Source organism: Piscinibacter sp. (assembly GCF_047600445.1).
In the GTDB taxonomy this organism is placed as follows: Bacteria; Pseudomonadota; Gammaproteobacteria; order Burkholderiales; family Burkholderiaceae_C; genus Piscinibacter.
Map to the genome: position 1 here is coordinate 162,866 of NZ_JASGKT010000002.1, position 24,620 is coordinate 187,485.

Annotated in this window: 27 protein-coding genes and 1 tRNA gene; 14 read left to right on the plus strand and 14 right to left on the minus strand. The window is 71.5% G+C overall.

Translation table 11 applies throughout. From position 1 onward, the window contains the following. The first annotated feature begins 4 nt into the window (after positions 1–4). Together hisF and rsmD are read left to right on the plus strand one after the other, a co-directional pair. Complete coding sequence (hisF, locus tag QM792_RS04715) at positions 5–784, plus strand: imidazole glycerol phosphate synthase subunit HisF (RefSeq protein ID WP_415148082.1); 780 nt, start codon at positions 5–7, stop codon at positions 782–784. Between the two features lie 28 nt (positions 785–812). Continuing rightward, positions 813–1,388, plus strand: a complete 576-nt coding sequence (rsmD, locus tag QM792_RS04720) for a 16S rRNA (guanine(966)-N(2))-methyltransferase RsmD (RefSeq protein WP_415148084.1) — start codon at positions 813–815, stop codon at positions 1,386–1,388. A 7-nt stretch (positions 1,389–1,395) separates the two neighbouring features. On the opposite strand, the gene fghA is transcribed toward rsmD, so the two are convergent. Together fghA and QM792_RS04730 are read right to left on the minus strand one after the other, a co-directional pair. After that, complete coding sequence (gene fghA / locus QM792_RS04725) at positions 1,396–2,232, minus strand: S-formylglutathione hydrolase (protein WP_415148086.1); 837 nt, start codon at positions 2,230–2,232, stop codon at positions 1,396–1,398. A 15-nt stretch (positions 2,233–2,247) separates the two neighbouring features. Beyond that, positions 2,248–3,357 carry an S-(hydroxymethyl)glutathione dehydrogenase/class III alcohol dehydrogenase gene (locus QM792_RS04730; protein WP_415148088.1) on the minus strand — a complete coding sequence of 370 codons (1,110 nt, stop codon included), beginning with the start codon at positions 3,355–3,357 and terminating at the stop codon, positions 2,248–2,250. 98 nt (positions 3,358–3,455) lie between these two features. On the opposite strand from QM792_RS04730, the gene coaD reads away from it, so the two are divergent. Both coaD and QM792_RS04740 read left to right on the plus strand, forming a co-directional pair. Then, positions 3,456–3,959 (plus strand): pantetheine-phosphate adenylyltransferase, encoded by a 504-nt coding sequence (coaD, locus tag QM792_RS04735; RefSeq protein ID WP_415148089.1) that lies wholly within the window; start codon positions 3,456–3,458, stop codon positions 3,957–3,959. Between the two features lie 16 nt (positions 3,960–3,975). Then, entirely contained in the window at positions 3,976–4,245 is a 270-nt protein-coding gene (locus QM792_RS04740; protein ID WP_415148091.1) for a YfhL family 4Fe-4S dicluster ferredoxin, read from the plus strand. Positions 4,246–4,261: 16 nt separating this feature from the next. Here the strand turns inward: QM792_RS04740 and pth are convergent, their stop codons facing one another. The 7 genes from pth to QM792_RS04775 all read right to left on the minus strand — a co-directional run bounded on the left by pth (position 4,262) and on the right by QM792_RS04775 (position 10,119). Beyond that, on the minus strand, positions 4,262–4,897 hold the full coding sequence (gene pth / locus QM792_RS04745; RefSeq protein ID WP_415148092.1) for an aminoacyl-tRNA hydrolase: 636 nt from the start codon (positions 4,895–4,897) through the stop codon (positions 4,262–4,264). A 95-nt stretch (positions 4,898–4,992) separates the two neighbouring features. Further along, positions 4,993–5,637: a 50S ribosomal protein L25/general stress protein Ctc gene (locus QM792_RS04750; protein ID WP_415148094.1), complete on the minus strand. Its 645-nt coding sequence runs from the start codon at positions 5,635–5,637 to the stop codon at positions 4,993–4,995. Between the two features lie 51 nt (positions 5,638–5,688). After that, complete coding sequence (locus tag QM792_RS04755; RefSeq protein WP_415148096.1) at positions 5,689–6,651, minus strand: ribose-phosphate pyrophosphokinase; 963 nt, start codon at positions 6,649–6,651, stop codon at positions 5,689–5,691. Positions 6,652–6,720: 69 nt separating this feature from the next. Then, positions 6,721–6,797: transfer RNA gene (locus tag QM792_RS04760), tRNA-Gln, on the minus strand. A 41-nt stretch (positions 6,798–6,838) separates the two neighbouring features. Next, positions 6,839–7,702: a 4-(cytidine 5'-diphospho)-2-C-methyl-D-erythritol kinase gene (gene ispE, locus QM792_RS04765; RefSeq protein WP_415148098.1), complete on the minus strand. Its 864-nt coding sequence runs from the start codon at positions 7,700–7,702 to the stop codon at positions 6,839–6,841. An 81-nt stretch (positions 7,703–7,783) separates the two neighbouring features. After that, entirely contained in the window at positions 7,784–8,314 is a 531-nt protein-coding gene (locus QM792_RS04770; protein ID WP_415148099.1) for an outer membrane lipoprotein LolB, read from the minus strand. Next, entirely contained in the window at positions 8,311–10,119 is a 1,809-nt protein-coding gene (locus QM792_RS04775) for a tetratricopeptide repeat protein (RefSeq protein WP_415148100.1), read from the minus strand. Before QM792_RS04775 ends, QM792_RS04770 begins: the two co-directional genes overlap by 4 nt. Before the next feature lie 81 nt (positions 10,120–10,200). On the opposite strand from QM792_RS04775, the gene mutM reads away from it, so the two are divergent. The 7 genes from mutM to QM792_RS04810 all read left to right on the plus strand — a co-directional run bounded on the left by mutM (position 10,201) and on the right by QM792_RS04810 (position 15,090). Next, positions 10,201–11,016: a bifunctional DNA-formamidopyrimidine glycosylase/DNA-(apurinic or apyrimidinic site) lyase gene (gene mutM, locus QM792_RS04780; RefSeq protein ID WP_415148102.1), complete on the plus strand. Its 816-nt coding sequence runs from the start codon at positions 10,201–10,203 to the stop codon at positions 11,014–11,016. A 147-nt stretch (positions 11,017–11,163) separates the two neighbouring features. Next, positions 11,164–12,009 (plus strand): ABC transporter ATP-binding protein, encoded by an 846-nt coding sequence (locus tag QM792_RS04785; RefSeq protein ID WP_415148103.1) that lies wholly within the window; start codon positions 11,164–11,166, stop codon positions 12,007–12,009. Next, complete coding sequence (mlaE, locus tag QM792_RS04790; protein ID WP_415148104.1) at positions 12,006–12,785, plus strand: lipid asymmetry maintenance ABC transporter permease subunit MlaE; 780 nt, start codon at positions 12,006–12,008, stop codon at positions 12,783–12,785. Before QM792_RS04785 ends, mlaE begins: the two co-directional genes overlap by 4 nt. A gap of 18 nt (positions 12,786–12,803) precedes the next feature. Further along, positions 12,804–13,286, plus strand: a complete 483-nt coding sequence (gene mlaD, locus QM792_RS04795; RefSeq protein WP_415148106.1) for an outer membrane lipid asymmetry maintenance protein MlaD — start codon at positions 12,804–12,806, stop codon at positions 13,284–13,286. Further along, positions 13,283–14,065 carry a VacJ family lipoprotein gene (locus QM792_RS04800; protein ID WP_415148107.1) on the plus strand — a complete coding sequence of 261 codons (783 nt, stop codon included), beginning with the start codon at positions 13,283–13,285 and terminating at the stop codon, positions 14,063–14,065. Before mlaD ends, QM792_RS04800 begins: the two co-directional genes overlap by 4 nt. A gap of 111 nt (positions 14,066–14,176) precedes the next feature. Beyond that, a complete protein-coding gene (locus tag QM792_RS04805) occupies positions 14,177–14,812 on the plus strand; it encodes an MlaC/ttg2D family ABC transporter substrate-binding protein (protein WP_415148108.1) in 636 nt (211 codons plus the stop codon). A gap of 11 nt (positions 14,813–14,823) precedes the next feature. Next, positions 14,824–15,090, plus strand: coding sequence for an STAS domain-containing protein (locus tag QM792_RS04810; protein ID WP_415148109.1), 267 nt, complete (start codon positions 14,824–14,826; stop codon positions 15,088–15,090). A 30-nt stretch (positions 15,091–15,120) separates the two neighbouring features. Here the strand turns inward: QM792_RS04810 and QM792_RS04815 are convergent, their stop codons facing one another. After that, positions 15,121–15,459 carry a hypothetical protein gene (locus QM792_RS04815; RefSeq protein WP_415148110.1) on the minus strand — a complete coding sequence of 113 codons (339 nt, stop codon included), beginning with the start codon at positions 15,457–15,459 and terminating at the stop codon, positions 15,121–15,123. 31 nt (positions 15,460–15,490) lie between these two features. After that, positions 15,491–16,126, minus strand: coding sequence for a c-type cytochrome (locus QM792_RS04820; RefSeq protein WP_415148111.1), 636 nt, complete (start codon positions 16,124–16,126; stop codon positions 15,491–15,493). Positions 16,127–16,186: 60 nt separating this feature from the next. On the opposite strand from QM792_RS04820, the gene yihA reads away from it, so the two are divergent. Both yihA and QM792_RS04830 read left to right on the plus strand, forming a co-directional pair. Then, positions 16,187–16,891 carry a ribosome biogenesis GTP-binding protein YihA/YsxC gene (yihA, locus tag QM792_RS04825; RefSeq protein WP_415148113.1) on the plus strand — a complete coding sequence of 235 codons (705 nt, stop codon included), beginning with the start codon at positions 16,187–16,189 and terminating at the stop codon, positions 16,889–16,891. After that, positions 16,888–17,802, plus strand: a complete 915-nt coding sequence (locus tag QM792_RS04830; RefSeq protein ID WP_415148115.1) for an alpha/beta fold hydrolase — start codon at positions 16,888–16,890, stop codon at positions 17,800–17,802. The genes yihA and QM792_RS04830 overlap by 4 nt, the downstream gene beginning before the upstream one ends. Here the strand turns inward: QM792_RS04830 and QM792_RS04835 are convergent, their stop codons facing one another. After that, positions 17,803–20,025, minus strand: a complete 2,223-nt coding sequence (locus tag QM792_RS04835) for a patatin-like phospholipase family protein (protein ID WP_415148117.1) — start codon at positions 20,023–20,025, stop codon at positions 17,803–17,805. Next, positions 20,025–22,013, minus strand: coding sequence for a DUF1631 family protein (locus QM792_RS04840; RefSeq protein ID WP_415148118.1), 1,989 nt, complete (start codon positions 22,011–22,013; stop codon positions 20,025–20,027). Before QM792_RS04840 ends, QM792_RS04835 begins: the two co-directional genes overlap by 1 nt. Before the next feature lie 209 nt (positions 22,014–22,222). On the opposite strand from QM792_RS04840, the gene QM792_RS04845 reads away from it, so the two are divergent. Continuing rightward, on the plus strand, positions 22,223–22,909 hold the full coding sequence (locus tag QM792_RS04845) for a type 1 glutamine amidotransferase domain-containing protein (protein ID WP_415148119.1): 687 nt from the start codon (positions 22,223–22,225) through the stop codon (positions 22,907–22,909). A gap of 48 nt (positions 22,910–22,957) precedes the next feature. On the opposite strand, the gene groL is transcribed toward QM792_RS04845, so the two are convergent. Further along, on the minus strand, positions 22,958–24,607 hold the full coding sequence (gene groL, locus QM792_RS04850; protein WP_415148121.1) for a chaperonin GroEL: 1,650 nt from the start codon (positions 24,605–24,607) through the stop codon (positions 22,958–22,960). Between the last annotated feature and the right edge of the window lie 13 nt (positions 24,608–24,620).

The following is a 24,620-nucleotide window of genomic DNA, read 5'->3' on the forward strand; positions in this document are numbered from 1 at the left end:
CCCCTTGCTGGCCAAACGCATCATCCCCTGCCTCGACGTCACCGGAGGCCGGGTCGTCAAGGGCGTCAACTTCGTCGAGCTGCGCGACGCCGGCGATCCGGTCGAGATCGCGGCGCGCTACAACGAGCAGGGCGCCGACGAGCTGACCTTCCTCGACATCACCGCCACCAGCGACGGGCGCGACCTGATCCTGCACATCATCGAGGCGGTGGCCTCGCAGGTGTTCATCCCGCTGACCGTGGGCGGCGGCGTGCGCACGGTCGACGACGTGCGGCGCCTGCTCAACGCCGGCGCCGACAAGGTCAGCTTCAACTCGGCGGCGGTGGCGAACCCGCAGGTGGTCGAGGCGGCCTCGGCCCGCTACGGCGCGCAGTGCATCGTGGTGGCGATCGACGCGAAGCGGCGCCACGGCGAGGACCTGGCCGCGCGCGGCCCGGGCTGGGACGTCTACACGCACGGCGGACGCAAGAACGTGGGCCTCGACGCGGTGGCGTGGGCCCGGCGCATGGCCGGCCACGGCGCCGGCGAGATCCTGCTGACCAGCATGGACCGCGACGGCACCAAGATCGGCTTCGACCTCGAACTGACGCGCGCGGTGAGCGACGCGGTGGACGTGCCGGTGATCGCCTCGGGCGGCGTCGGCGCGCTCGAACACCTCTCGGAAGGCATCCGCATCGGCGGCGCCGACGCGGTGCTGGCGGCGAGCATCTTCCACTACGGCGAGTTCACCGTCGGCCAGGCCAAGGCGCTGCTGGCGCGCGACGGCATTCCGGTGCGGATGTGAATCCGCGCGGGCCGAGCGCCGGGCCGACATGAAAGCCGCGTTGCCGCCGCGCGAAGTGCGCATCATCGGCGGGCAGTGGAAACGCTCCAAGCTGCCGGTGGCCGATCGACCCGGCCTGCGACCCACACCCGATCGTGTCCGCGAGACGCTGTTCAACTGGCTGGGCCACGACCTCGACGGTTGGCGCGTGCTCGATGCCTTCGCCGGCTCGGGCGCGCTGGGCTTCGAGGCCGCCTCGCGCGGTGCCGCCGAGGTGATCCTGCTGGAGCGCGAGCGCGCGCTCGCGGCGAGCCTGAACCAGTCGCGCGAGCGGCTGAAGGCGGGCGCGCTGCGCGTCGAATGCGCCGACGCGCTGGCCTGGATGGCGGCCTGCGCGCCGCAGCGCTTCGAGCTGGTGTTCATCGACCCGCCCTTCGCCGCGCAACTGTTCGAGCCGGCGCTGGCCGCCGCCGCGCGGCTGGCCGTGGGCGGGGGCTACGTCTACCTCGAAGCCGACCGCGCCTTCGCGGCCGAGCCGCTGGCGCCGCTCGGCCTCGTGCCGCATCGCCACCTGCGCGCCGGACAGGTGCACGCGCACCTGCTGCGCCGCGAGGCGACGCCCTAGCGGCCCGTCACGGCGCCGCCAGCGCCGCGGCGTGGTGGGCGAAGTGATCCGCCAGGAAGCTCGCGACGAAGTAGTAGCTGTGGTCGTAGCCCGGCTGCCGGCGCAGCGTCAACGGATGGCCGGCGGCGCGGCAGGCGGCTTCGAGCAGTTCGGGCCTCAACTGGCCGGACAGGAATTCGTCGGCCTCGCCCTGGTCGACCAGCAGCGGCAGGCGCTCGCGCGCCGTCTCGACCAGCGCGACCGCGTCCCAGGCCTTCCATGCCTCCCGGTCTTCGCCGAGGTAGGCGGCGAAGGCTTTCTGCCCCCAGGGCACCTGCGTCGGCGCGACGATCGGCGAGAAGGCCGACACGCTGCGGTAGCGGCCCGGGCGCCGCAGCGCCGTCACCAGCGCGCCGTGGCCGCCCATGGAGTGGCCGCTGATGCCGCGCTGCCCGCTGGCCGGGAAATGCCGCTCGACCAGCGCCGGCAGTTCATCGGCCACGTAGTCGTGCATGCGGTAGTGGGCCGCCCAGGGCGCCTGCGTGGCGTTGAGGTAGAAGCCCGCGCCCTGGCCCAGGTCGTAGGCCGGATCGTCGGCCACCGCCGCGCCGCGCGGGCTGGTGTCGGGCGCGACGACGATCAGGCCGTGCCGCGCCGCATGTTCCTGCGCGCCGGCCTTGGTGATGAAGTTCTGCTCGCTGCAGGTCAGGCCCGAGAGCCAGTACAGCACCGGGCGCTTCTCGCCGCGCAGCGCGGCTTCGGGCAGGTAGATGCCGAACCTCGTCTCGCCGCCGAGCGACGCGCTGGCGTGTTTCCACACCTCCTGCCGGCCGCCGAAGCTGGCGTGCTGTTCGATGCGTTCCATGTCTCAGCTCAGTAGTCAGTAGTGCACCACGGAGCGGATCGACTTGCCTTCGTGCATCAGGTCGAAGGCCTCGTTGATGCCGGTCAGCGGCATGGTGTGCGTGACGAAGGGGGCGAGCTGGATGCGGCCGGCCATCGCGTCCTCGACCATGCCCGGCAGTTGCGAGCGGCCCTTGACGCCGCCGAAGGCCGTGCCCAGCCAGCGGCGGCCGGTGACGAGCTGGAACGGCCGCGTGCTGATCTCCTGCCCCGCGCCGGCCACGCCGATGATCACGCTCTGGCCCCAGCCGCGGTGCGCGCACTCCAGCGCGGCGCGCATCACGTTGACGTTGCCGATGCACTCGAAGGAATGGTCCACGCCCCAGCCGGTCATCTCGACGATCACCTGCTGGATGGGCTTGTCGTGGTCCTTGGGGTTCACGCAGTCGGTGGCGCCGAAGGTGCGGGCCAGATCGAACTTGCCCGGGTTGGTGTCGATGGCGATGATGCGGCCGGCCTTGGCCAGCTTGGCGCCCTGGATCACCGCCAGGCCGATGCCGCCCAGGCCGAACACGGCCACGCTGTCGCCCTCCTGCACCTTGGCGGTGTTCTTCACCGCGCCCAGGCCGGTGGTCACGCCGCAGCCGAGCAGGCACACCTGCTCGGGGTTGGCCTCGGGGTCGACCTTGGCCAGCGACACCTCGGCCACCACGGTGTACTCGCTGAAGGTGGAGCAGCCCATGTAGTGGTACACCGGCTGGCCCTGGTACGAGAAGCGCGTCGTGCCGTCGGGCATCACGCCCTTGCCCTGGGTGGCGCGCACGGCCACGCACAGGTTGGTCTTGCCGCTCTTGCAGAACAGGCACTCGCCGCACTCGGCGGTGTACAGCGGGATCACGTGGTCGCCGGGCCGCACGCTGGTGACGCCTTCGCCCACCTCGACCACGATGCCCGCGCCCTCGTGGCCCAGCACGGCGGGGAAGATGCCCTCGGGGTCGTCGCCCGAGAGCGTGAAGGCGTCGGTGTGGCACACGCCGGTGTGGGTGATCTTCACCAGCACCTCGCCCTTCTTCGGCGGGGCAACGTCGATCTCGACGATCTGCAGCGGTTCTCCGGCCTTGAAGGCCACGGCGGCGCGGGATTTCATCGGGCGTTTTCTCCTTCGGCATCTTCCTGAACCCGCGAGATGATAGGCGGCGCGCGCGGCTACACTGCGCTCGCCCGCAGCGGGCGCAGGAGCACAGCTTGACATCCGTGACCCGACTCACCGCCGTCTACCCGGGAACCTTCGACCCGATGACGCTCGGCCATGAAGACCTGATGCGCCGCGCCAGCGGGCTGTTCGAGCGCCTGATCCTCGCGGTCGCGGTCGGCCACCACAAGCGCACGATGTTCACCATCGCCGAGCGGCTGGAGATCGCCACCGAGCTGGCCGCCAAGTACCCGAACGTCGAGGTGATGGCCTTCCGCGGGCTGCTGCGCGACTTCGTCGTCGGCCACGGCGGCAAGGTGGTGGTGCGCGGGCTGCGCGCGGTCAGCGACTTCGAGTACGAGTTCCAGATGGCCGGCATGAACCGCCAGTTGATGCCCGATGTCGAGACGCTGTTCCTGACCCCCAGCGACCAGTTCCAGTTCGTCTCCGGCACCTTCGTGCGCGAGATTGCCACTCTGGGCGGTGATGTCTCCAAGTTCGTGTCACCCTCGGTGCTCGAGCGGCTGCGCGAGCGCGTGAAGTCCGCCGAAAGCTGAACACCCGCCGCGTGCCATGGCCCTGCTGATCACCGACGACTGCATCAACTGCGACGTCTGCGAGCCCGAGTGCCCGAACCAGGCGATCTCGATGGGGCCGGAGATCTACCGCATCGACCCGAACCGCTGCACCGAGTGCGTCGGCCACTTCGACGAGCCGCAGTGCGTGCAGGTCTGCCCGGTGAGCTGCATCCCGGTCGACCCGGCCCAGGTCGAGAGCCGGGAGACGCTGTGGCAGAAGTACCGGCGGCTGCAGGCGCAGGCGGCGCAGCCGGCGCCGCGCTGAGACGCGCGGCGGGCGCTCAGGGCTGCTTGTCCCCGTCCGGCGCGGCCTGCGCTGGAGTGGGTTTGGGCGGCTTGGGCCGCGGCGGCTTGGCGTGGATCTTCATCGTCGCGCGCTCCATCTCGCCGGCCAGCAGTAGGTCGAGTGCCGTGAGCGACTGCTCGATGCACTTGTCGATCGCCTCGCGGTGTTCCGCCGAGGGCTTCTTCAGCACGTAGTTCACCACCTCGGCCTTCACGCCCGGGTGGCCGATGCCCAGGCGCAGCCGCCAGTAGTCGGCGCTGCCGAGCTGGGCGTGGATGTCCTTCAGGCCGTTGTGCCCGGCGTGGCTGCCGCCGAGCTTCATCTTCACCTGGCCGGGCGGCAGGTCGAGCTCGTCGTGCGCGACCAGGATCTCCTGCGGCGCGATCTTGAAGAAGCGCGCCAGCGCCGCGACCGACTTGCCCGACAGGTTCATGTAGGTCATCGGCTCGAGCAGCCACACCGGGCCGTGCGCCGTGCCGGCGCGCACCGCCAGGCCGAAGTAGCCGCGCTCGGGCACGAGCGTCACCTTCAGCGCGCGCGCCACCGCGTCGACGAACCAGAAGCCGGCGTTGTGCCGCGTCGCCTCGTATTCGGGGCCCGGGTTGCCCAGGCCGACGATCAATCGGATCATGCGGCGGATTATCGATCGCGATCAGGCATGAAAAAGCCCCGCCGCGGCGGGGCTCCGGAACAGGGGTGGCGGCGCCGGCGCCGCCGCCGCACCGCTCACTTCTTGTTCTGCTTCTCGTCCTTCTTGCCCTTGGCCGGCGCGGGCGCGGGGGCCACGGCGGCCGGCGCGGCGGCTTCTTCCTCGGCGGTCTGGGTCGACACCGAGACGATCACCGGATCCTTCTTGCCGTGCGTGACGACCTTGATGCCGTCGGCCAGCTTCAGGTCGCTGACGTGCAGCGACTGGCCCTTGGACAGGTTGGAGAGGTCGACCGTCAGGTACTCGGGCAGTTGCGAGGCCAGGCACTGGATCAGCAGCTCGGTGACCACGTGGTTGACCAGGCACTTGTCGGTCTTGACGGCCGGCGAGTTCTCCTCGTTGACGAAGTGCAGCGGCACCTTCTTCGTCACCTTGGTGGTCTTGTCGACGCGCTGGAAGTCGATGTGCAGCACCCGCGGCTTGAAGGCGTGCATCTGGTAGTCGCGCAGCAGCACCTGCTGGCTCTTGCCGTCGAGTTCCATCTCGAGCAGCGAGGAGTGGAAGGCTTCCTTCTTCAGCGCGAAGAACAGGGCGTTGTGATCGAGCTCGATCATGGCGGGCGCGCCGGCACCGTAGACGATGCCGGGCACCTTGTCCGCATTGCGCAGGCGGCGGCTCGCTCCGGTGCCCTGCAACTTGCGCTCGTAGGCGACGAATTTCATGGTGACTCCAGTGGGATGAACAGGTGAGGGCCCGCGACCAGGCTCCTCGGCTTAGAAGTTCGCGTTTTGCTCCGCGAACAGGGAAGTGACCGATTCGCCGTCGGAGATGCGGCGGATCGTTTCGGCGAACAGGAAGGCGACCGAGAGCTGGCGCACCTTGGCGCAGGCCCGGCCGGCTTCGCTGAGCGGGATGGTGTTGGTGATGACGACCTCGTCGAGCGCCGAGGCCTTGATGCGCTCGATCGCCGGACCGGAGAACACCGCGTGCGTGCAGTAGGCGTAGACGCTCTTGGCGCCGCGCTCCTTGAGCACCTCGGCGGCCTTCACCAGCGTGCCGGCGGTGTCGATCATGTCGTCCATGATCACGCAGTTGCGGCCCTCGATCTCGCCGATGACGTGCATCACCTCGGAGACGTTGGCCTTGGGGCGGCGCTTGTCGATGATGGCCAGGTCGCAGCCGAGCTGCTTGGCCAGCGCGCGCGCGCGCACCACGCCGCCGACGTCGGGCGACACCACCACGAGGTCGGCGTAGCGCTTGCTCTGCAGGTCGGCCAGCAGCACCGGCGAGGCGTAGATGTTGTCGACCGGGATGTCGAAGAAGCCCTGGATCTGGTCGGCGTGCAGGTCCATGGTCAGCAGCCGCTCGACGCCGACGGCCTCGAGCAGGTTGGCGACGACCTTGGCGCTGATCGGCACGCGGGTCGAGCGCGGGCGGCGGTCCTGGCGCGCGTAGCCGAAGTAGGGGATGACGGCCGTGACGCGCCGGGCCGAGGCGCGCTTGAGCGCGTCGACCATGATGCACAGCTCCATCAGGTTCTCGTTGGTCGGCGCGCAGGTGGACTGCACGACGAAGATGTCGCGGGCGCGCACGTTCTGCTCGATCTCGATGTCGACTTCGCCGTCAGAGAAGCGGCCGACCTTGGCGCGGCCCAGCTCGATGCCGAGGTGCGAAGCGATTTCCTGGGCCAGCGCCGGGTTGGCGTTGCCGGTGAACAGCACGGTGTTGAACAGCACGATCGCTCCGTCAGGCTTTGCCGGGCTCGTTGCGCGCCGGGACGGATCCACTCGATCCGTCAGGAGATCTGGCAGGGGAGGAAGGACTCGAACCCTCGCATGTCGGAATCAAAATCCGATGCCTTAACCAACTTGGCGACTCCCCTACACCGGTTCGCCGCTTTCGCGACCAACCTTCAACCGGTCTTCAGTCCGGAGCCCAACCGACCAGCGGATGCTGCTCCAGGCTGCGGCACATGCGCCCCACCCACCCCGGCGGAAGATCCGCCGGCATCGCCGCCGTGGGTTCGGCGCCCGTGCCCGCTCTCGAGAACACCGCGCTGCCCGACCCGGTCATGCGCGCGTTGCCGAAGCAGCGCTGCAACATCTCCCGGGCGGCGCCCACCTCGGCGCAGTGCGCTTCGGCGGGGGGCTGCAAGTCGTTGCGGCCGAAGCCGTCGGACGTGTCCGCAAGAAAGCCCGCAAGTATAACAGGATCGGTGTCGCGCACCAGCAGCGGGCTGGCGAAGATCGCCCGGGTCTCGATGGCCGCGGCCGGCTTCAGCACCGCCAGCCACTGCGGCGGCACGGGCAGCGGCGTGAGAAGCTCGCCGACGCCCTCGACGAAGGCGTTGCGCCCGCCGATGAAGAAGGGCACGTCGGCGCCCAGCTTCAGGCCCAGCGCGGCCAGGCGCTCGCGCGGCCAGTGCAGGCCCCACAGGCGGTTCAGCGCCAGCAGCGTGCTGGCGGCGTCGGAGCTGCCGCCGCCCAGGCCGGCGCCCCAGGGCACGGTCTTCTCGATCGAGATGTCGGCGCCCAGCGGCGTGCCGCTGTCGGCCTGCAGCAGCCGCGCGGCGCGCAGGCACAGGTCGTCGTCGGGCAGCGCCGCGCCGAGGTCGTGGCGCGCGAGGAGGCCGTCATCGCGGCGCTCGAAGTGCAGCGTGTCGCACCAGTCGATCAGCACGAACACCGACTGCAGCAGGTGGTAGCCGTCGGCGCGGCGGCCGACCACGTGCAGGAACAGGTTCAGCTTGGCCGGGGCCGGCACGTCGTGGAGCGCGCGCAAGGCCATCAGTGGTGCCCGGCCGTTCCGAAGCCACTGAGCGCCCCCTCGGGAGGCAGCGAACGAAGTGAGCTTGGGGGTTTCATTTCATCAACGCTTGTCCAGCTTGACGCGCACGGTGACCGCCGGCGCCGCCTCGCGCACCGCGACGATGGTGTCGTCGGCGAAGCGCGACAGGTCGACCGCCCAGCCGAGCTGGCGGAAGCCGTCGGGCTGCGCGAGGTGCCCGGCCCCCGGCCAGGGGCGGCCGCGCAGCCAGTCGAACAGCGCCGCCACCGGCAGGCTCTCGCCGAGCACCTCGCGCGTCAGCGCGTCCAGGCTGGGGTAGGGCGTTTCGCCCTGCGGCGTGACCAGCAGCACGCGTCCCGGCTGCCAGCGCGCCTGCGCCATCACCTGGCCGGTGGGCGTGGCGAGGTTCAGCCGCCCGGTCTCGGGCGCGCCTTGCAGCTCGAAGGCGGCGACCATCGAGCGCGCCTGCTCCTCGCCCGTCGTGTCGACGCGCAGCGCGAGCCGGCCGGCCAGCGATTCGCCGGCCAGCGATTGGGTCTCGGTTCGCAGCGAGGCGCAGGCCTGCAGCAGCGCCGCGGCCGGCAGCGCCAGCGCGAAGGCGCGCCGCCTCACAGGTCCACCCGCAGCCGGGCGAGGGTTTCGCGCAGCACGTCGTTGGCGGCGTCGCGCGACTTCGCCTCGCGCAGCACGCGCCGCGCCTCGTCGTGCTGGCCCAGCACCCACAGCAGCTCGCCGAGGTGCGCGGCGATCTCGACGTCGGGGCGCGCGCGGTAGGCCTGCTGTAGCAGCCGCAAGGCTTCGTCGCGGTTGCCCAGGCGGTATTCCACCCAGCCCAGGCTGTCGGTGATGAAGGGCTCGCCGGGGCTGAGGTCGAGCGCCTTCTTGATCAGCTCGCGCGCTTCGGGCAGGCGCTGGTTGCGCTCGGCCAGCGAGTAGCCCAGCGCGTTGTAGGCGTGGTGGTGCTCGGGCTTGAGCGCGATCACCTTGCGCAGCAGCCGCTCCATCTCGTCCATGCGGTCGAGCTTCTCGGCCATCATGGCCTGTTCGTAGAGCAGGTCGGCGTCGTCGGGAAACTGCTTGTTGGCCTGTTCGAGCACGCCATTGGCGTCGCGCCACAGCTTCTGCTCGCGCAGCACCTGGGCCTCGGCGAGCAGCTTGGCGCGCGCGTCGGCCGAGGTCTTCTCGGGCGTCTTGCGGATCAGCTCGCGCGCTTCCTTCACCTTGCCCTGGCGCGCCAGCAGCGAGGCGCGGCGCGTCTGCACGTCGAGCGCGCGCTGCGGGTTGTCGACCTTGGCGAGCCAGGCTTCGGCGGCCTTGAAGTCGCGCCGCTGCTCGGCGGCCTGCGCCAGCAGCAGCCAGGCCTGCGTGCGGCCCTGCTCGCGCCAGTCGGGCGTTTCGGCGCGCTCGCCCTCGTCGTCGTCGCTGTCGTCCGCGCCCGGCGGCGCGGCGGCGGGGGCGCCGTCGAGCCGGGCGAGGTAGGTTTCGAGCGCCGTCGCCGCCTCGGCCGGGTGGCGCAGTTCGAGCTGCAGCGCGCCCAGCGTCAGCCAGGGCGGTGCCATGTCGGGCGCCAGGCGGGTGACGGTCTGCAACTGCGCCACCGCGTCGCCATAGCGCTGCATGCCGGTCAGCACGCGCACGTAGTTCAGGCGCACGGCGTGGCTGTCGGGCCTGGCGTCGAGGTAGGCGGTCACGAGGGCCTCGGCCTGCGGCGTGCCGGCCACCATCGCGGCGGCGAGCATCGCCGTGGCCTCGTCGGCCGGGTCGTCGGCCTGCGCGCGCTGCAGCAGCGCCAGCGCCCTGGGCGCGTCGGGCACGCTCAGCCAGGCGCGTGCCAGCGCCACGCGCGCGGCGCTGCGCGTGGCGGGCCGGGCTATCCAGTCCTGCACCACGCGCTCGACCAGCGCCGGCGTCTGCGCCTTCGCGCCGCTGCGGCCGTAGAAGCCGGGCAGCGACTGGATCAGCGCCGGCCGCTCGGCCTCGGGCGTGAGCTGGATCAGCGAGCGCAGCGGCTCGACCGATTCGTCGGCGCGGTTCAGCGCGACGAGCAACTGGATCAGGTAGCGGTGCGCCTCGACCGAGCGCGGCAGCGCGCTGCGCCAGGCCATCACCGCGGCGAGCGCCTGGTCGCCGGCGCGCGCCTGCAAGGCGATCTCGGTGGCGCGGCGGAACAACTGCTCGTCGCGCGTGCGGCGCGCCGCGTCGAGCAGCACCTGGTAGGCGGTGCCGGCCTCGCCGTTGCGCAGCTCGATCTCGCCGATCAGCAACTGGTAGAAGAGCTGCGCGTCGAGCGCCGAGTTCTCGACCGGCGGCTTCGGCGCGGCCGGGCCCTGCGCGAAGGCCGCCGCGGCCAGGCCCAGCGCGCAGGCCAGCAGGACGGCCAGCGGGCGCTGGCCCGCGCGGGACGAAGGGGACGGCATCGCTGGCTCCTGGGGACTCGAATTCATTCTAGTGGGGGGCATGAGAGGCTGCGATCCGCCGCGCTCGTGATAATTCCCCGCATGCCCGAACTTCCCGAGGTCGAGACCACGCGGCGCAGCTTCGCCGACCGCATCGCCGGCGCCACGGTGAGCGAGGTGCGCCTGGGCAAGCCGTTGCGCTGGCCGCTGGGCTGCGAGCCGGACGCGCTGCGCGGCGCGCGCATCGGCACGGCGCTGCGGCGCGGCAAGTACCTCTGGCTGCCGGTCGGCTCGGGCGGGCTGTTGCTGCACCTGGGCATGTCGGGCTCGCTCGCGTTCGGCGAGCAGGCCGCGCCGCCGGGCGCGCACGACCACTTCGACCTCGTCACCGACCGCGGCACGCTGCGGCTGACCGACCCGCGCCGCTTCGGCGCGGTGGTGTGGTCGAGCGCGATCGACGCGCCGCCGGCCGCGACGCTGCTCGCGCGCCTCGGGCTCGAACCCTTCGACGCCGCTTTCGGCGGCGAGCACCTGCACCGCGCGCTGCGCGGCCGGCGCGTGGCGATCAAGCAGGCCCTGCTGGCCGGCGACATCGTCGTCGGCGCGGGCAACATCTACGCCTGCGAGGCGCTGTTCCGCGCCGGCATCGACCCGCGCGCGGCCGCCGGCCGCGTCGGCCGCGCGCGCTGCGACGCGCTCGCCGACGCGCTGCGCCTGATCCTCGCGCAGGCGCTCGATCTCGGCGGCAGCACGCTGCGCGACTTCCGCGACGCGCACGGCATGGCCGGCAGCTTCCAGCGGCACGCCGCGGTGTACGGCCGCGAAGGGCAGCCGTGCACCGTGTGCGGCACGCCGGTGCGGCGCATCGTGCAAGGCCAGCGCTCGACCTTCTTCTGCCCGCGCTGCCAGCGCCGCTGACCGGGCTGTCGGCAGCGCGCCACGCGGCGTGACAAGGCGTATCCCCGCCGCCCTGCGCGCACGGTTTTGCCATGCGACAATGCTTCGGCCTCGACCGCTTCCGCGCGCAAGCGCACACGGCCCGACGACGAGAACAGCACCCGCGCCATGCCGAGTGAAGAACACAAGCCGGCGCTCGGCGACACCTTGATCGAGATCGACCACGTCACGTTCGGGTACGACGCCAGCCGCACCATCCTCGACGACATCTCGCTGCGCTTCCAGCGCGGCAAGGTCACGTCCATCCTGGGCAGCTCGGGCTGCGGCAAGACCACGCTGCTGCGCCTGATCGGCGGCGTGCACGCGGCCAATGCTGGCACGGTGCGCTTCGACGGCGAGGTGGTCGACACGCGCAACCGCGAGCAGCTCTACCGGCTGCGCCGGCGCATGGGCGTGCTGTTCCAGTTCGGCGCGCTGTTCACCGACCTCTCGGTGTTCGACAACGTCGCCTTCCCGCTGCGCGAGCAGACGGACCTGAAGGAGTCGATGATCCGCGACATCGTGCTGATGAAGCTCAATGCGGTCGGCCTGCGCGGCGCGGCGCACCTGCGCATCTCGGAGGTCTCCGGCGGCATGGCGCGGCGCATCGCGCTGGCGCGCGCGATCGCGCTCGACCCGGAGCTGATCATGTACGACGAGCCCTTCGCCGGCCTCGACCTGATCTCGATGGGCGTGGCCGCGCGGCTGATCCGCACGCTCAACGACGTGACCGGCTCGACCTCGCTGGTGATCTCGCACGACGTGCCCGAGTGCATGGCGATCAGCGACCACGTGGTGCTGCTGGCCAACGGCGGGCGCATCGTCGCGCAGGGCACGCCGGCCGAGCTGATGGGCTCGGCCGACCCCGAGGTGCGCCAGTTCGTGCGCGGCGAGCCCGACGGGCCGGTCAAGTTCCACTACCCGGCGCCGAGCATCGCCGAGGACTTCGGCCTGGTCGCGGGAGGGCCGCGATGAACTTCCTCGCGGCGATCGGCGAGCGCACGCTGCGCGCGCTGCGCAACCTCGGCCATGCCGCCTTCTTCGCGCTCGACGTGCTGCGCGCGCTGCCGACCTCGCTGCGCCGCTTCGGCCTCGTCGTCGCGCAGATCCACGCGGTGGGCAACCTCTCGCTGGTGATCATCCTGTCGTCGGGGCTGGCGGTGGGCTTCGTGCTCGCGCTGCAGATGTACTACGCGCTGGTCACCTACGGCGCCACCGAGTCGCTCGGCCTGATCGTCAACCTCGCGCTGGTGCGCGAGCTGGGGCCGGTGGTGACGGCGCTGCTGTTCGCCGGCCGCGCCGGCACCTCGCTGACCGCCGAGATCGGGCTGATGAAGGCCGGCGAGCAGCTCGCCGCGATGGAGATGATGGCCATCGACCCGAAGGAGCGCGTGCTGGGTCCGCGTTTCATCGCCGGCGCGGTGTCGATGCCGATCCTGGCGATCCTGTTCTCGGCCATCGGCATCCTCGGCGCCTACGTCGTCGCGGTGCTGCTGATCGGCGTCGACGCGGGCAACTTCTGGTCGATCATGCAGGACAAGGTCGACGTCTGGCGCGATGTCGGCAACGGCATCGTCAAGAGCATCGTGTTCGGCGTGATCTGCACCTTCGTCGCGCTCTACCAGGGCCACGAGACCGACGCGACCCCCGAGGGCGTGGCCTACGCGACCACGCGCACCGTGGTGATCTCGTCGCTGGGGGTGCTGGGCATGGACTTCATCCTCACGGCGCTGATGTTCTCGACGCCGTAGTCGGAAAGGGAAACAAAGATGGGCAAGAAGGGCATCGAAACCCTGGTCGGACTGTTCGTGCTGCTGGGCATCCTCGGCCTGGCGTTCCTGGCGCTGAAGGCCGCCAACCTGACCAGCTTCGGCGGCGGCGCCACCTATGCGCTGACCGCCAAGTTCGACAACATCGGCGGCTTGAAGCCGCGCGCGGCGGTGCGCAGCGCCGGTGTGACGGTCGGCCGCGTCGCCTCGATCACGCTGGACGCCAAGACCTACCAGGGCGTGGTCAGGCTCGAGCTCGACAAGAGCGTGCAGTTTCCCAAGGACTCGCAGGCGCGCATCCTCACCGCCGGCTTGCTGGGCGATCAGTACATCGGCCTGGAGCCCGGCGCCGACGAGAACAACCTCGCCGCCGGCGACACCATCACGCAGACGCAGTCGGCGGTGGTGCTGGAAAGCCTGATCAGCCAGTTCCTCTTCAACAAGGCCGCCGATGCCGGCGCCGAAACGGGGGCGAAGAAGTGAGGCGAGGCGGCGCCGCGCTCGCGCTGGCCGCTGCGCTGCTGGGCGGCTGCGCGACCACCGCGCCGGGCGACGCGCGCGGCGCCGCCGGCGCGACGCCCGACCCGTGGGAGAAGTGGAACCGCAAGGTCTTCGCCTTCAACGAGGCGCTCGACCAGCGTGTGCTCAAGCCGGTGGCCACCGCCTACGCGGCCATCGTGCCCGAGCTGGTGCGGCGCGGCATCGACAACTTCTTCGGCAACTTCGCCGATGTCTGGTCGGCGGCGAACAACTTCCTGCAGGGCAAGGGCACGGCGGGTGTCTACGACATCATGCGCGTGGGCACCAACACCGTGTTCGGCCTGGGCGGCGTGCTCGACGTGGCCACCGAGGCCGGCCTGGAGAAGACCCGCGAGGACTTCGGCCAGACGCTGGGCGTGTGGGGCATGGGCAGCGGCGCCTACGTCGTCTGGCCGGTGCTCGGCCCGTCGAGCGTGCGCGACTCGATCGGGTTGCCGATGGACCTCGCCGTCTCGCCGGCGCTGGCGGTCGGCGAGCGCGCGGGCCGCTACGGCGTCAACGCGCTGCGGCTGGTCAACACGCGCGCCGGCCTGCTCGGCGCGACGCGCGTGCTCGACGACATCGCGCTGGACAAGTACACCTTCATCCGCGACGCCTACCTGCAGCGCCGCCGCAGCCTGGTGTTCGACGGCAACGAGCCGCCGCCGGAAGACCCCAGCGCGGAAGACGACGATGACGCCGCCGCGGCCCCGCCGGCCGCCTCCGCGCCGCCGGGCCGGTGAACCGCTGCGCGTTGCGATACGTTAAGGAACACCGGGCAGTGAACCTTGCCGCCGCGGCCCGCTCTGAGTGCCGAAGCCTCCCTCCGGAGGCGACCTAGAAAGGAAGACGACATGTTCTCGACGCGAATCACCTCCTGGCTGGCCGCCTGCGCGATGGCGCTCGGCCTCGGTGTCGCCCAGGCCGCCGACGCCGCCAAGGCGCCCGACCAGCTCATCAAGGAGGTGTCGACCGACGTGCTCGACACCATCAAGGCCGACAAGGACATCCAGGCCGGCGACGTGCGCAAGATCACCGCGCTGGTCGACGCCAAGGTCATGCCCCACGTGAACTTCCAGCGCATGACGGCCTCGGCCGTCGGCCGCTACTGGCGCGAGGCCACGCCCGAGCAGAAGCAGCGCCTGCAGGAAGAGTTCAAGGTGCTGCTGGTGCGCACCTACTCGGGCGCGCTGTCGCAGGTGAAGGACCAGAGCGTGCAGCTCAAGCCGATGCGCGCCAACCCGGACGACAAGGACGTGGTGGTGCGCACCGAGGTGCGTGGCAAGGGCGACCCGATCCAGCTCGACTATCGCCTCGAGAAGAAGGACGACGGCTGGAAGATCTACGACGTCAACGTGCTCGGCGTGTGGCTGGTGCAGAACTACACCAGCAGTTTCGCGCAGGAGATCGGCGCCGGCGGCATCGACGGCCTGATCGCCAAGCTGGCCGAGCGCAACAAGAGCGCCGCCGGCGGCGGCTCCAAGTCCTGAGGGCCGGCGCGATGTTGCTGCTGCCGGCCACCCTCACGCTGCGCGAGGCGCGCGACACGCAGCGCCTGCTCGCGCAGGCCTTGGAGGGCGAGCGCGACGGCGAGGTGGTCGTCGACGCCTCGCCGCTGCAGCAGTTCGACACCTCGGCGCTGGCGGTGCTGCTCGAATGCCGCCGGCTGGCCCAGGCTTCGGGCCGGCCGTTTCGCGTCGGCAACGCGCCCGACAAGCTCAGCGCGCTGGCCGCGCTCTACGGGGTCGGCGAGCTGCTCGTCGCCTGAGCCGCGCGCGCCCCGGGCGGGCGCGGCCGGTCAGATCACGTCGCCGAAATCGGTCGGCTGCTCGTACAGGCGCAGCGCGCTTCTCGAGACACGCTCGCGAAAGCTCTTGCGCGCGAACAGCTTGGCCTGCGCCTGCTCGGGCAGGTCGGTGATGTTGATGACGTTCTTGACGATCAGCGTGTCGATCACGTCCTCGATCACGCGCACGAAGTCGGCGTCGAGGCGGTCGAAACCCTCGCGCGTGGCGCTGTCGTTGCCGACGAAGGCCTGCACGTCGGGGTGGTCGTCGGCCACGAACTCGGCGCCTTCCACCGCGTCGCGGTGCAGGCTGTCGATGCGGCCGTCGGCGCCGCGTCGGACAAAAGCCATGGCGGGGTCGCCCGCGAGAAGCGCCCGCGCGTCAGCGCAGGCCGGCGACGTAGTCGGCCACGGCCTTGATGTCGGCCTCGGTCATGCCGGCGGTCACGCCCGCCATCTGCGCGTTGTTCTTGCGCTTGCCGTCGCGGAAGGCGAGCAACTGGGCTTCGGTGTAGACGGCGTGCTGGCCGGCCAGGCGCGGATATTCCGACGGGATGCCGGCGCCGGCCGGGCCGTGGCAGCCGGCGCAGGCCGGCACCTTGCGCTCGGCGATGCCGCCGCGCCAGATCTTCTCGCCGCGCGCCACCGTCGCCTTGTTGCCGGCGAAGCCGGGCTTGGCGCTCTTGGCGGCGAAGAAGGCGGCCACGTTGCGGATGTCGGCGTCGGTCGCCAGCGTGGCGGCCATGCCCTGCATCACCGCGTCGCTGCGCTTGCCCGACTTGAAGTCGCCGAGCTGCTTGGCGAGGTACTCGGCGTGCTGGCCGGCGAGAATGGGGTTGGCCGGCGTGCCGCGCGAGCCGTCGAAGGTGTGGCAGGCGCCGCACACGGCGGTGGCGGTGGCCTCGCCCTTGGCCAAGTCGGGCTTGGCGGCGGCTGCCTCCGTGGCCGCGGCCGGGAAGGCCAGGGCGGCGGCCAGCAGGCCGGACATCAGGCTGGGTACCAGGGCGGCAGGATTCATGGTCGCGGGGCTCGGCTCGTGCAAAACCCGCCGATTTTACAATGCCGACAGGGCAATCCGATGGCCGACGAACAACACACTCCCCCGCCGGCCAGCGCCGGCAGCGATGCCGACGCGGCCGCCGCCGCGCGGCGCGCGCTCGCCTGGGCGCATGGCGCGCGCTTTCTCACCACCGCCAGCCGGCTCGACCAGTTGCCGGCCACCGAGCTGCCCGAGATCGCCTTCGTCGGGCGCTCCAACGCCGGCAAGTCGACCGCGATCAACACGCTGACGCAGCAAAAGCGCCTCGCCTTCGCGTCGAAGACGCCGGGGCGCACGCAGCACATCAACCTGTTCGCGCTCGGCCCGAAAGACGCGCCCGATGCGCTGTTGGCCGACCTGCCCGGCTACGGCTACGCGGCGGTGTCGCGCGACGCCAAGCAGCGCTGGCAGCGGGTGATGGCCGACTACCTCGAGCTGCGGCGCAGCCTGTCCGGCGTGGTGCTGATGGTCGATTCGCGCCTGGGCTTCACCGAGCTCGACCTGCAACTGCTGGACTTCGTCGCGCCGCGCCTGGCCAACGGATCGGTCAAGCTGCTGGTGCTGCTGACCAAGGCCGACAAGCTCAACCGCCGCGAGGCCGAACGCGCGCTCGCGGCCTGCCAGGACACGCTGGGTCGGCTCGGCACCGAGGCCTCGGACATCGGCATCACGCTGTTCTCGGCGCTGAACAAGCGCGGCGTCGACGACGTGGCGGTGCAGTTGCGCGAATGGGTGCAGGCATGAACGACATCGAGACCTTCGACCTCGCGCTGCCGCACGGCATCACGCTGTCGTGCCGCGCCGCCGGCACGCCCGGCGCGCCGCTGCTGGTGTTCCTGCACGGCTTTCCGGAAGGCGCCTTCGTGTGGGACGCGCTGCTCGCGCACTTCGCGCCGCGCTTTCGCTGCGTCGCGCCCAACCTGCGCGGCTACGAGCGTTCGTCGGCGCCGGCCGAGGTGGAGGCCTACCGCGCCAAGCACCTCGTCGCCGACATCGCCGCGCTGATCGAGTCGCTGGGCGGCCGCGCCGCCGCGCTGGTGGCGCACGACTGGGGCGGCGCGCTGGCCTGGGCGCTGGCGGCGCAGCATCCGCAGCGCATCGAGCGCCTCGTCATCGTCAACGCGCCGCACCCGGCCATCTTCCTGCGCGAGCTGCGCGACAACCCGGCGCAGCGCTCGGCCAGCGGCTACATGAACTTCCTGTGCCGCCCGGACGCGCCCGCGCTGCTGGCCGAGAACGACTTCGAGCGGCTCTGGCCCTTCTTCGAGCGCATGGGTGCCCTCGACGCGGCGCGGCCCGGCGGCGGCTGGCTGAACGAGGCCGTGCGCGCGCAGTACCGCGCCGTGTGGCGCCACGGCCTGGCCGGCGGCTGCAACTACTACCGGGCCTCGCCGCTGCGTCCGCCGGCCGGGCCCGACGACCCGCTGCGCACGCTGGAACTGCCCGCCGCGATGGTGACGGTGCGCGTGCCCACGCACGTGGTCTGGGGCGAGGCCGACCTCGCGCTGCCGCCGGCGCTGCTCGATGGCCTCGACGCCTTCGTGCCGCGCCTGACGGTCAGCCGCGTGTCCGGTGCGACGCACTGGATCGTGCACGAACAGCCGGCGCGCGTGGCCGCCGAGATCGAGCGCGCGCTGGCCGGGCCCGCGGTCTGATCAGGGCCGGCCGACGAACAGGTACAGCCCCGTCGAGCCCTGCGGCGCGTAGGTCAGGCCGAAGTACACCGGGCCGAGGCCGGTGTCCGCGCCGAGGAAGGCGCTCATGCCGTGGCGCAGGTCGCCGGCGCGCGCGTCGGCGCCGCGCGTCCAGGCGTTGCCGGCTTCGAGCGTGGCGCCGACGAAGAAGCCGCGCGTGAACAGCGGCGCGGTCAGCGAGCGGCGATACCAGGTCAGGCGCGCGAAGGCCACGCTGTTGCCGCTGAGCTGCCCGCTGCGGTAGCCGGAGAGCTGGTGGAAGCCGCCCAGCGTGTAGCGGCCGAGCGCGCTGGACTCGTCGCGCGGCGTCTGCTGCACGCGCGCGTAGAGGTTCAGCGTGTGCTGGCCCCAGCTTCGCACCGCCGTGGCCTCGGCCTCGAAGCGCGTGAAGTCGTGCCGCTGGGCGCCGCCGCCGCGGTTGCTGCGGCCGCCCACCGCCTCGGCGTCGAAGCGGTAGCCGCGTGTCGGGAAGTTGGCGAAGTCGAGCTGGTCGACCACCACCGCGACGCGCAGGCCGGTCTCGCGGATCGTCGCCGCCCCCTCGGCGCCGGTGGCGGTGCTGGCGACGACGTCGGGCGTGCTGCGCTCCACCCAGTGCGCCAGGCCCATGCGCAGCTCGCCCAGCTCGGCCCAGGGCTGGCCGAGATCCAGGCCGAGCGTGGCGTTCTTGCGGTTGTACAGGCTGATGATGGCGCCGCTGGCGTTGTCGTAGCGCGTGATGTCGCGCCGCTGCGCCTCGGCCCAGGCCGAGACGAACCAGTCGTTGCTGATGCCCAGCGTCCAGTTCAGCGGGTGGTACAGCTCGGTGTACCAGCGCGGCACCTGGCCGATCTGCAACTGGTTGCGCCATTCGCTGCCGTTGGCGTCGAGCCAGTGGCGGTTGTGGCTGATCTTGACGTTGAAGCCGCTGCCGCCGCGGAAGTCGGTCTCCAGGTCGAGGCCGATGCGGAAGTAGTGCGGACCCCAGGGCTTGTCCTCCAGCTCGAACACCAGGCCGTCGCCCTCGGGCGTGGAGGCGAGCAGGTAGTCGGCGCGCAGGTAGTCGCCGCTGGCGGCCAGGCGCCGCGCGTCGTGTTCGGCCTTGGCGGCGTCGAAGGGCTGGCCGGCCTTCGATTCGAGCTGCGCCGCGAAGCGCTGCGGGTTGGTCAGCTCGCTGCCCTCGAAGCGGATGAACGACAGCGTGGCCTCGGGCCTGCCGGGCTGCGGCCGCGCGGCGCGCCACTGCGCATAGGCCGCCTCGGGCAGCGCGAGCGCCGCCAGCCGGCCGGCCAGCGGTCCGGCGCCGCCCTCGCCGGCGGCGATCAGCTCGCGCGTGCTGGCGAAGTCGGACGAGGTGAACCTGCCCAGGTCGGGCGTGACCAGCACGTCGCGCTCGCCCAGCGTGGCCAGGCTGCGCTGCACGTTCTGCTCGGTCAGGATGTTGATCATCTGCGCCGTCAGCCCGCCCACCGAGCCCAGCGTCTCGCGCCCGGCGATCGGCGTGCCGACGTTGACGACGATCAGCACGTCGGCGCCCATCGCGCGCGCCACGTCGACGGGCACGTTGTCGACCAGCCCGCCGTCGCCGAGGATCTGGCCGTGCACCTCGGTCGGCGCGAACACGCCGGGCACGCTCATGCTGGAGCGCAGCGCGAGCGCCAGGTCGCCGTGCGAGAGCACCACCGGCTTGCCGGTCTCGAGGTCGGTGGCCAGCGCGCGGAAGGGGATGGGCAGCGCGTCGAAGTCGTTCACCTCGCGCACCGGCAGCGTGTAGCGGCGCAGCAGCGTCTCCAGCCCGCGGCCGGACAGGGCGCCCAGCGGCGCGCGCAGCTCGCCGTCGCGCATGCCGATCTCGATCACCGGCGAGATCTCGAAGTCCTCCTCCTTGCGGCGCTGCGAGAGGAGCTGGCGGTCGACGCGGCTGGCGAACATCGTGCCCCAGTCGACCTTCAGCAGATCGGCCTCCAACCGCGTGGCGCTCATGCCGCTGGCGTACAGGCCGCCGATGATGGCGCCCATCGAGGTGCCGGCGATCACGTCGACCGGCACGCGCTCGCGCTCCAGCACCTTGAGCACGCCGACGTGCGCCAGCCCGCGCGCGCCGCCGCCGGAGAGCACCAGGCCGACACGCGGGCGCGGCGCTTCCTGCGCCGCGGCGAGCCCGCCGGCGAGCAGCAGCAGCGCGAACGGCAGCGCGCGTCGCATCAGCCCGGCAGCGGCAGCTCGTTGACCAGCGTGTCGATCGCGCGCTGCACCAGCGGCTTGTCCTCCTGCGGCTGCAACAGCCCGGCGCCGTCTAGGCGTTCGAGCGCGCTGCGCGTGATCGAGTGCGTCTGGCCCGGCTGCTCGCCGGCGAACAGCAGGTACAGGCCGCCGTCGCTGCGCCACAGCAGTTGCACGCGCGTCCAGCGGCCGCGCACGAACAGGCGCAGCCGCTCGCCGGGCTGCAGGCGGTCGACGCGGCGCGCCGCCTCTTCCGGCGCGCCGATGTCGGTGTGCAGGAAGTCGGCCGGCACGGTGTCCATCGAGGCGAGGTCGATCACCGAATCGCTGAACGGGCGCGGCAGCGGCGTCTCGGGGATCACCTCGTCGCGCATGCGCTGCACGATCTGCTCGGCCGTCAGCTTCTCGCTGGCGGCGCGCGCGGCGGGGCGCAGCGCCTCGGCGTGGATCGGCATCAGCGCGTCGAGCAGCGCCTGCTGCTCGGCCTCGGGCAGCCCGATCAGCGCCATGCCGCCGCGCAGCCGCTGCAGCAGCCCCGGCAGCAGCGCGACGAGGCGCTGGCGGCTCTGCGGATGGGCCGGCGGCGCCAGGCTCCACAGCAGGTCGTCGACGGCGCGCAGGTAGCCCGGCGTCGGCCCGGCGTGTTCGCCGAAGCGCACCATGGCCTCGGCCAGCACCTTGGCCCAGGTGGCGGTGACGAAGCGGCGGATGCCCGCCGGCGCGCTGACGGTCGCCATCTGCTCGGTCAGGCGTTGCGACAGCACCTGTTCGAGCACGTCGCGGCGCTCGGCGCGCCGCAGGCTCTCGACGGCGGGCTGCGCCTCGCGCAACTGCCACTGCAACTGCTCGGCGAGGAAGGTGTCGACGCGCGCCAGCGCGCGGCGCAGCGGCGTCGCGTCGGCCACCTGGGCGCGCGCGACCTCCTCGGCCAGCGCGTCGCAGAAGGTCAGCAGCGCGGCCAGGCGCTTGTCGCCCGGCGCCGGGTACGAACGGCCGGCCGCGGCGATGCGGTTCATCAACTGCCAGGCCGGGTGCGCGGGCGCGTCGAGCATGCCGCCGTCCTGCAGCGCGACGCGCAGCGCCGCCACCTGCAGCCGCGCGAGCACGGCGCGCACCGGCGCGCCGACCAGCGTGTCGGCCTGGATGGCGGCGAACAGGCGCGTCAGCAGCGCGGCGACGCGCCCGTCGCCGCCGGCCGGCGCCGCGGGCAGGCCCGCGGCACCACCCGGCAGCGGCGCCAGCTCGCCGGCCGGCACGCTGGCCAGCAGCGGCCCGAGCATGCCGGCGTGGGCCGCGTCGCGCGCGCCGGCGCTGCGGCCGCTGACCGCGCCCGGCGCGAGCAGCACCGTGCGGTAGACGCCCGGCTGCACGCCCGCGGCTTCGAGCCGCGAACTGGCCGCCGCCCAGGCCGTCTTGAGCAGCCCGGCCATCACGCCGGCCGACAAGCGCAGCAGCGTGGCGCGGTGCGCCGGCGCGGCGACGATCGCGCAGGCCGCCTCCCACAGCGCGGTGGCGTAGACGATGGGGCGCAGCGGGTTCGACTCCTCGCTGACGTGGTCCAGCCCGCACAGCGTGGAGGTGAAGGTCTGCAGCTCGCGGCGCTCCCACTCGGCGGTGCTGTCGATCAACTGCAGGGCGCGCGAGATCTCGATGTCGGTCTCGACGCGCGACTCGTCCATCAGTTCGAGCGCGGCCGGCGCGGCGTGCGTGGCGGCCGACGCGCCGTCGGCCGCGGCCAGTTCGCGCCGCACGCCCTCGCGCAGCGCCTCGACAAAACGCGCCTGGTAGCGCGCGCCCTGGCGCTGCAAGGCCTCGACCAGCTCGAACTGGCGCTCGCGCTCGCTTTGCGCCAGGCCGTCGCGGCTGTCGCGCAGCAGCGCCAGGGTGCCGGCGACGCAGCGCTCGACCATCGGCGCGGATCGCGCCAGTTCGTCGTCGACGAAGCTCAGCAGTCGGGCGGGAGCGCTCATGCGGTCGATTATGAATTGCGGCGCGGCCAGAAGTGCCGGGCGATGCGCGGGGTCATCGACATCGAAGTCGAGTTCAAACTTATGCTCTGCGGCGAAATATCGGGCGCCCAGGAGGAATGTTCAATGTCGAGAATCATGCGTCTGCTGGCGCACAACGCCCCGGCCACCCAGAATGCCCGCCGCCGCCGTGAGAGTCGGGGAGGCCGCGCGTGACCCGGCGAATACTCCATGTCGTCAGCAACGTCGCCCACTACCGGGACCCCGCTGCGCCGACCGGGCTGTGGCTGTCGGAGCTGACCCATGCGTGGCAGGTTTTTGCCGCCAACGGGTGCGAGCAGCGCATCGTGAGTCCGCAAGGCGGCGTCTCGCCGCTGGAGCCGCGCTCGCTGAAGTGGCCGCTCGCCGATGCCTCCGTGAAGGACTGGCTGGCCGACCCGTCGCGGATGGCGCTGCTGTCGTCCACCGCGCGGCCGGACGAGATCGACCCGATGGCGTTCGACGCGATCTACTTCACCGGCGGGCATGCCGTCATGTGGGACTTCCCCGACTGCGGGGAACTGCAGCGCATCACCCGCGCCATCCATGAGCGCGGCGGCATCGTTTCATCGGTCTGCCACGGCTACTGCGGGCTGCTGAACACCCGGCTGGCGGACGGCACGCTGCTGGTGGCCGGGCGGCGCGTCACGGGCTTCTCGTGGCGGGAAGAAGTGCTGGCGGGCGTGGCTGCGAAGATGCCCTACAACGTCGAGGACGAGATGAAACGGCGCGGCGCGCGCTACGAGAAGGCGAGGCTGCCGTTCGTCTCGCACGTCGTCGTCGACGGCAGGCTGGTGACCGGGCAGAACCCCATGTCGGCCAGGGCGACGGCCCAGCACGTGGCCGCCTTGCTGAAGTAAAAAGGGCTGCCCGGAGGCAGCCCTTCGATCGAGCGCGTGGGCTCGGGCTTACATGTCCATGCCCATGCCGCCCATGCCACCCATGCCGCCGGGCATGCCGCCGGCCGGGGCTTCTTCCTTCGGCGCCTCGGCGACCATGCACTCGGTGGTCAGCATCAGGCTGGCCACGGAGGCGGCGTTCTGCAGCGCGGTGCGGGTCACCTTGGTCGGGTCGAGGATGCCCATCTCGAGCATGTCACCGTAGGTGTCGTTGGCGGCGTTGTAGCCGAAGTTGCCCTTGCCCTCGAGCACCTTGTTGATCACCACGCTCGGCTCGCCGCCGGCGTTGGCGACGATCTCGCGCAGCGGCTGCTCGATGGCGCGCAGAACGATCTTGATGCCGGCGTCCTGGTCGTGGTTGTCGCCCTTGAGCGAGGCGCCCACGGCGGCGCGGGCGCGCAGCAGCGCGACGCCGCCGCCGGCCACGATGCCTTCCTCGACGGCGGCGCGGGTGGCGTGCAGCGCGTCTTCCACGCGGGCCTTCTTCTCCTTCATCTCGACTTCGGTGGCGGCGCCGACCTTGATCACCGCCACGCCGCCGGCCAGCTTGGCCACGCGCTCCTGCAGCTTCTCGCGGTCGTAGTCGCTGGTGGCTTCCTCGATCTGGATGCGCACCTGCTTGACGCGCGCCTCGATGTCGGCCGCGGCGCCGGCGCCGTCGATGATCGTGGTGTTCTCCTTGCCCACCTCGACGCGCTTGGCCTGGCCCAGGTCGGCCAGCGTGACCTTCTCCAGCGTCAGGCCGACTTCCTCGGCGATCACCTTGCCGCCGGTCAGGATCGCGATGTCCTCCAGCATGGCCTTGCGGCGGTCACCGAAGCCCGGCGCCTTGACGGCCACGACCTTCAGGATGCCGCGGATGGTGTTGACCACCAGCGTCGCCAGCGCCTCGCCTTCGACTTCCTCGGCGATGATCAGCAGCGGGCGGCCGGCCTTGGCCACCTGCTCCAGCGTGGGCAGCAGGTCGCGGATGTTGCTGATCTTCTTGTCGAACAGCAGCACGAACGGGTTGTCGAGGATCGCGCTCTGCTTGTCGGGGTTGTTGATGAAGTAGGGCGACAGGTAGCCGCGGTCGAACTGCATGCCCTCGACGACGTCGAGTTCGTTGTTCAGGCTCTTGCCGTCCTCGACGGTGATCACGCCTTCCTTGCCGACCTTGTCCATCGCGTCGGCGATGATCTTGCCGATCGACTCGTCGCTGTTGGCCGAGATCGAGCCGACCTGGCTGATTTCCTTGCTGGTGGTGGTCGCCTTGGAGGCCTTCTTCAGCTCCTCGACCAGGCTGGTGACGGCCTTGTCGATGCCGCGCTTGAGGTCCATCGGGTTCATGCCGGCGGCGACGAACTTCATGCCCTCGCGCACGATAGACTGGGCCAGAACGGTCGCGGTGGTGGTGCCGTCGCCGGCGTTGTCGCTGGTCTTGGAAGCGACTTCCTTGACCATCTGCGCGCCCATGTTCTGGAGCTTGTCCTTCAGCTCGATCTCCTTGGCGACCGAGACACCGTCCTTGGTGACGGTGGGGGCGCCGAACGAGCGCTCGAGCACCACGTTGCGGCCCTTGGGGCCGAGCGTGACCTTGACCGCGTTGGCCAGGATGTTCACGCCCTCGACCATGCGGTGGCGCGCGTCAGCGCCGAAGACAACGTCTTTTGCAGCCATGTGTATTTCTCCG

What these genes read in the sequence shown, in the direction of transcription:
- QM792_RS04840 (WP_415148118.1), bottom strand. Translation starts at nt 22,013, where the DNA reads ATGAGCGCTCCCGCCCGACTGCTGAGCTTCGTCGACGACGAACTGGCG.
- ispE (WP_415148098.1), bottom strand. Translation starts at nt 7,702, where the DNA reads ATGGCCTTGCGCGCGCTCCACGACGTGCCGGCCCCGGCCAAGCTGAAC.
- pth (WP_415148092.1), bottom strand. Translation starts at nt 4,897, where the DNA reads ATGATCCGATTGATCGTCGGCCTGGGCAACCCGGGCCCCGAATACGAG.
- QM792_RS04835 (WP_415148117.1), bottom strand. Translation starts at nt 20,025, where the DNA reads ATGCGACGCGCGCTGCCGTTCGCGCTGCTGCTGCTCGCCGGCGGGCTC.
- QM792_RS04830 (WP_415148115.1), top strand. Translation starts at nt 16,888, where the DNA reads ATGAACGACATCGAGACCTTCGACCTCGCGCTGCCGCACGGCATCACG.
- yihA (WP_415148113.1), top strand. Translation starts at nt 16,187, where the DNA reads ATGGCCGACGAACAACACACTCCCCCGCCGGCCAGCGCCGGCAGCGAT.
- QM792_RS04740 (WP_415148091.1), top strand. Translation starts at nt 3,976, where the DNA reads ATGGCCCTGCTGATCACCGACGACTGCATCAACTGCGACGTCTGCGAG.
- QM792_RS04775 (WP_415148100.1), bottom strand. Translation starts at nt 10,119, where the DNA reads ATGCCGTCCCCTTCGTCCCGCGCGGGCCAGCGCCCGCTGGCCGTCCTG.
- QM792_RS04820 (WP_415148111.1), bottom strand. Translation starts at nt 16,126, where the DNA reads ATGAATCCTGCCGCCCTGGTACCCAGCCTGATGTCCGGCCTGCTGGCC.
- mutM (WP_415148102.1), top strand. Translation starts at nt 10,201, where the DNA reads ATGCCCGAACTTCCCGAGGTCGAGACCACGCGGCGCAGCTTCGCCGAC.
- rsmD (WP_415148084.1), top strand. Translation starts at nt 813, where the DNA reads ATGAAAGCCGCGTTGCCGCCGCGCGAAGTGCGCATCATCGGCGGGCAG.
- mlaE (WP_415148104.1), top strand. Translation starts at nt 12,006, where the DNA reads ATGAACTTCCTCGCGGCGATCGGCGAGCGCACGCTGCGCGCGCTGCGC.
- QM792_RS04805 (WP_415148108.1), top strand. Translation starts at nt 14,177, where the DNA reads ATGTTCTCGACGCGAATCACCTCCTGGCTGGCCGCCTGCGCGATGGCG.
- fghA (WP_415148086.1), bottom strand. Translation starts at nt 2,232, where the DNA reads ATGGAACGCATCGAACAGCACGCCAGCTTCGGCGGCCGGCAGGAGGTG.
- QM792_RS04810 (WP_415148109.1), top strand. Translation starts at nt 14,824, where the DNA reads ATGTTGCTGCTGCCGGCCACCCTCACGCTGCGCGAGGCGCGCGACACG.
- QM792_RS04815 (WP_415148110.1), bottom strand. Translation starts at nt 15,459, where the DNA reads ATGGCTTTTGTCCGACGCGGCGCCGACGGCCGCATCGACAGCCTGCAC.
- groL (WP_415148121.1), bottom strand. Translation starts at nt 24,607, where the DNA reads ATGGCTGCAAAAGACGTTGTCTTCGGCGCTGACGCGCGCCACCGCATG.
- mlaD (WP_415148106.1), top strand. Translation starts at nt 12,804, where the DNA reads ATGGGCAAGAAGGGCATCGAAACCCTGGTCGGACTGTTCGTGCTGCTG.
- QM792_RS04785 (WP_415148103.1), top strand. Translation starts at nt 11,164, where the DNA reads ATGCCGAGTGAAGAACACAAGCCGGCGCTCGGCGACACCTTGATCGAG.
- QM792_RS04750 (WP_415148094.1), bottom strand. Translation starts at nt 5,637, where the DNA reads ATGAAATTCGTCGCCTACGAGCGCAAGTTGCAGGGCACCGGAGCGAGC.
- QM792_RS04730 (WP_415148088.1), bottom strand. Translation starts at nt 3,357, where the DNA reads ATGAAATCCCGCGCCGCCGTGGCCTTCAAGGCCGGAGAACCGCTGCAG.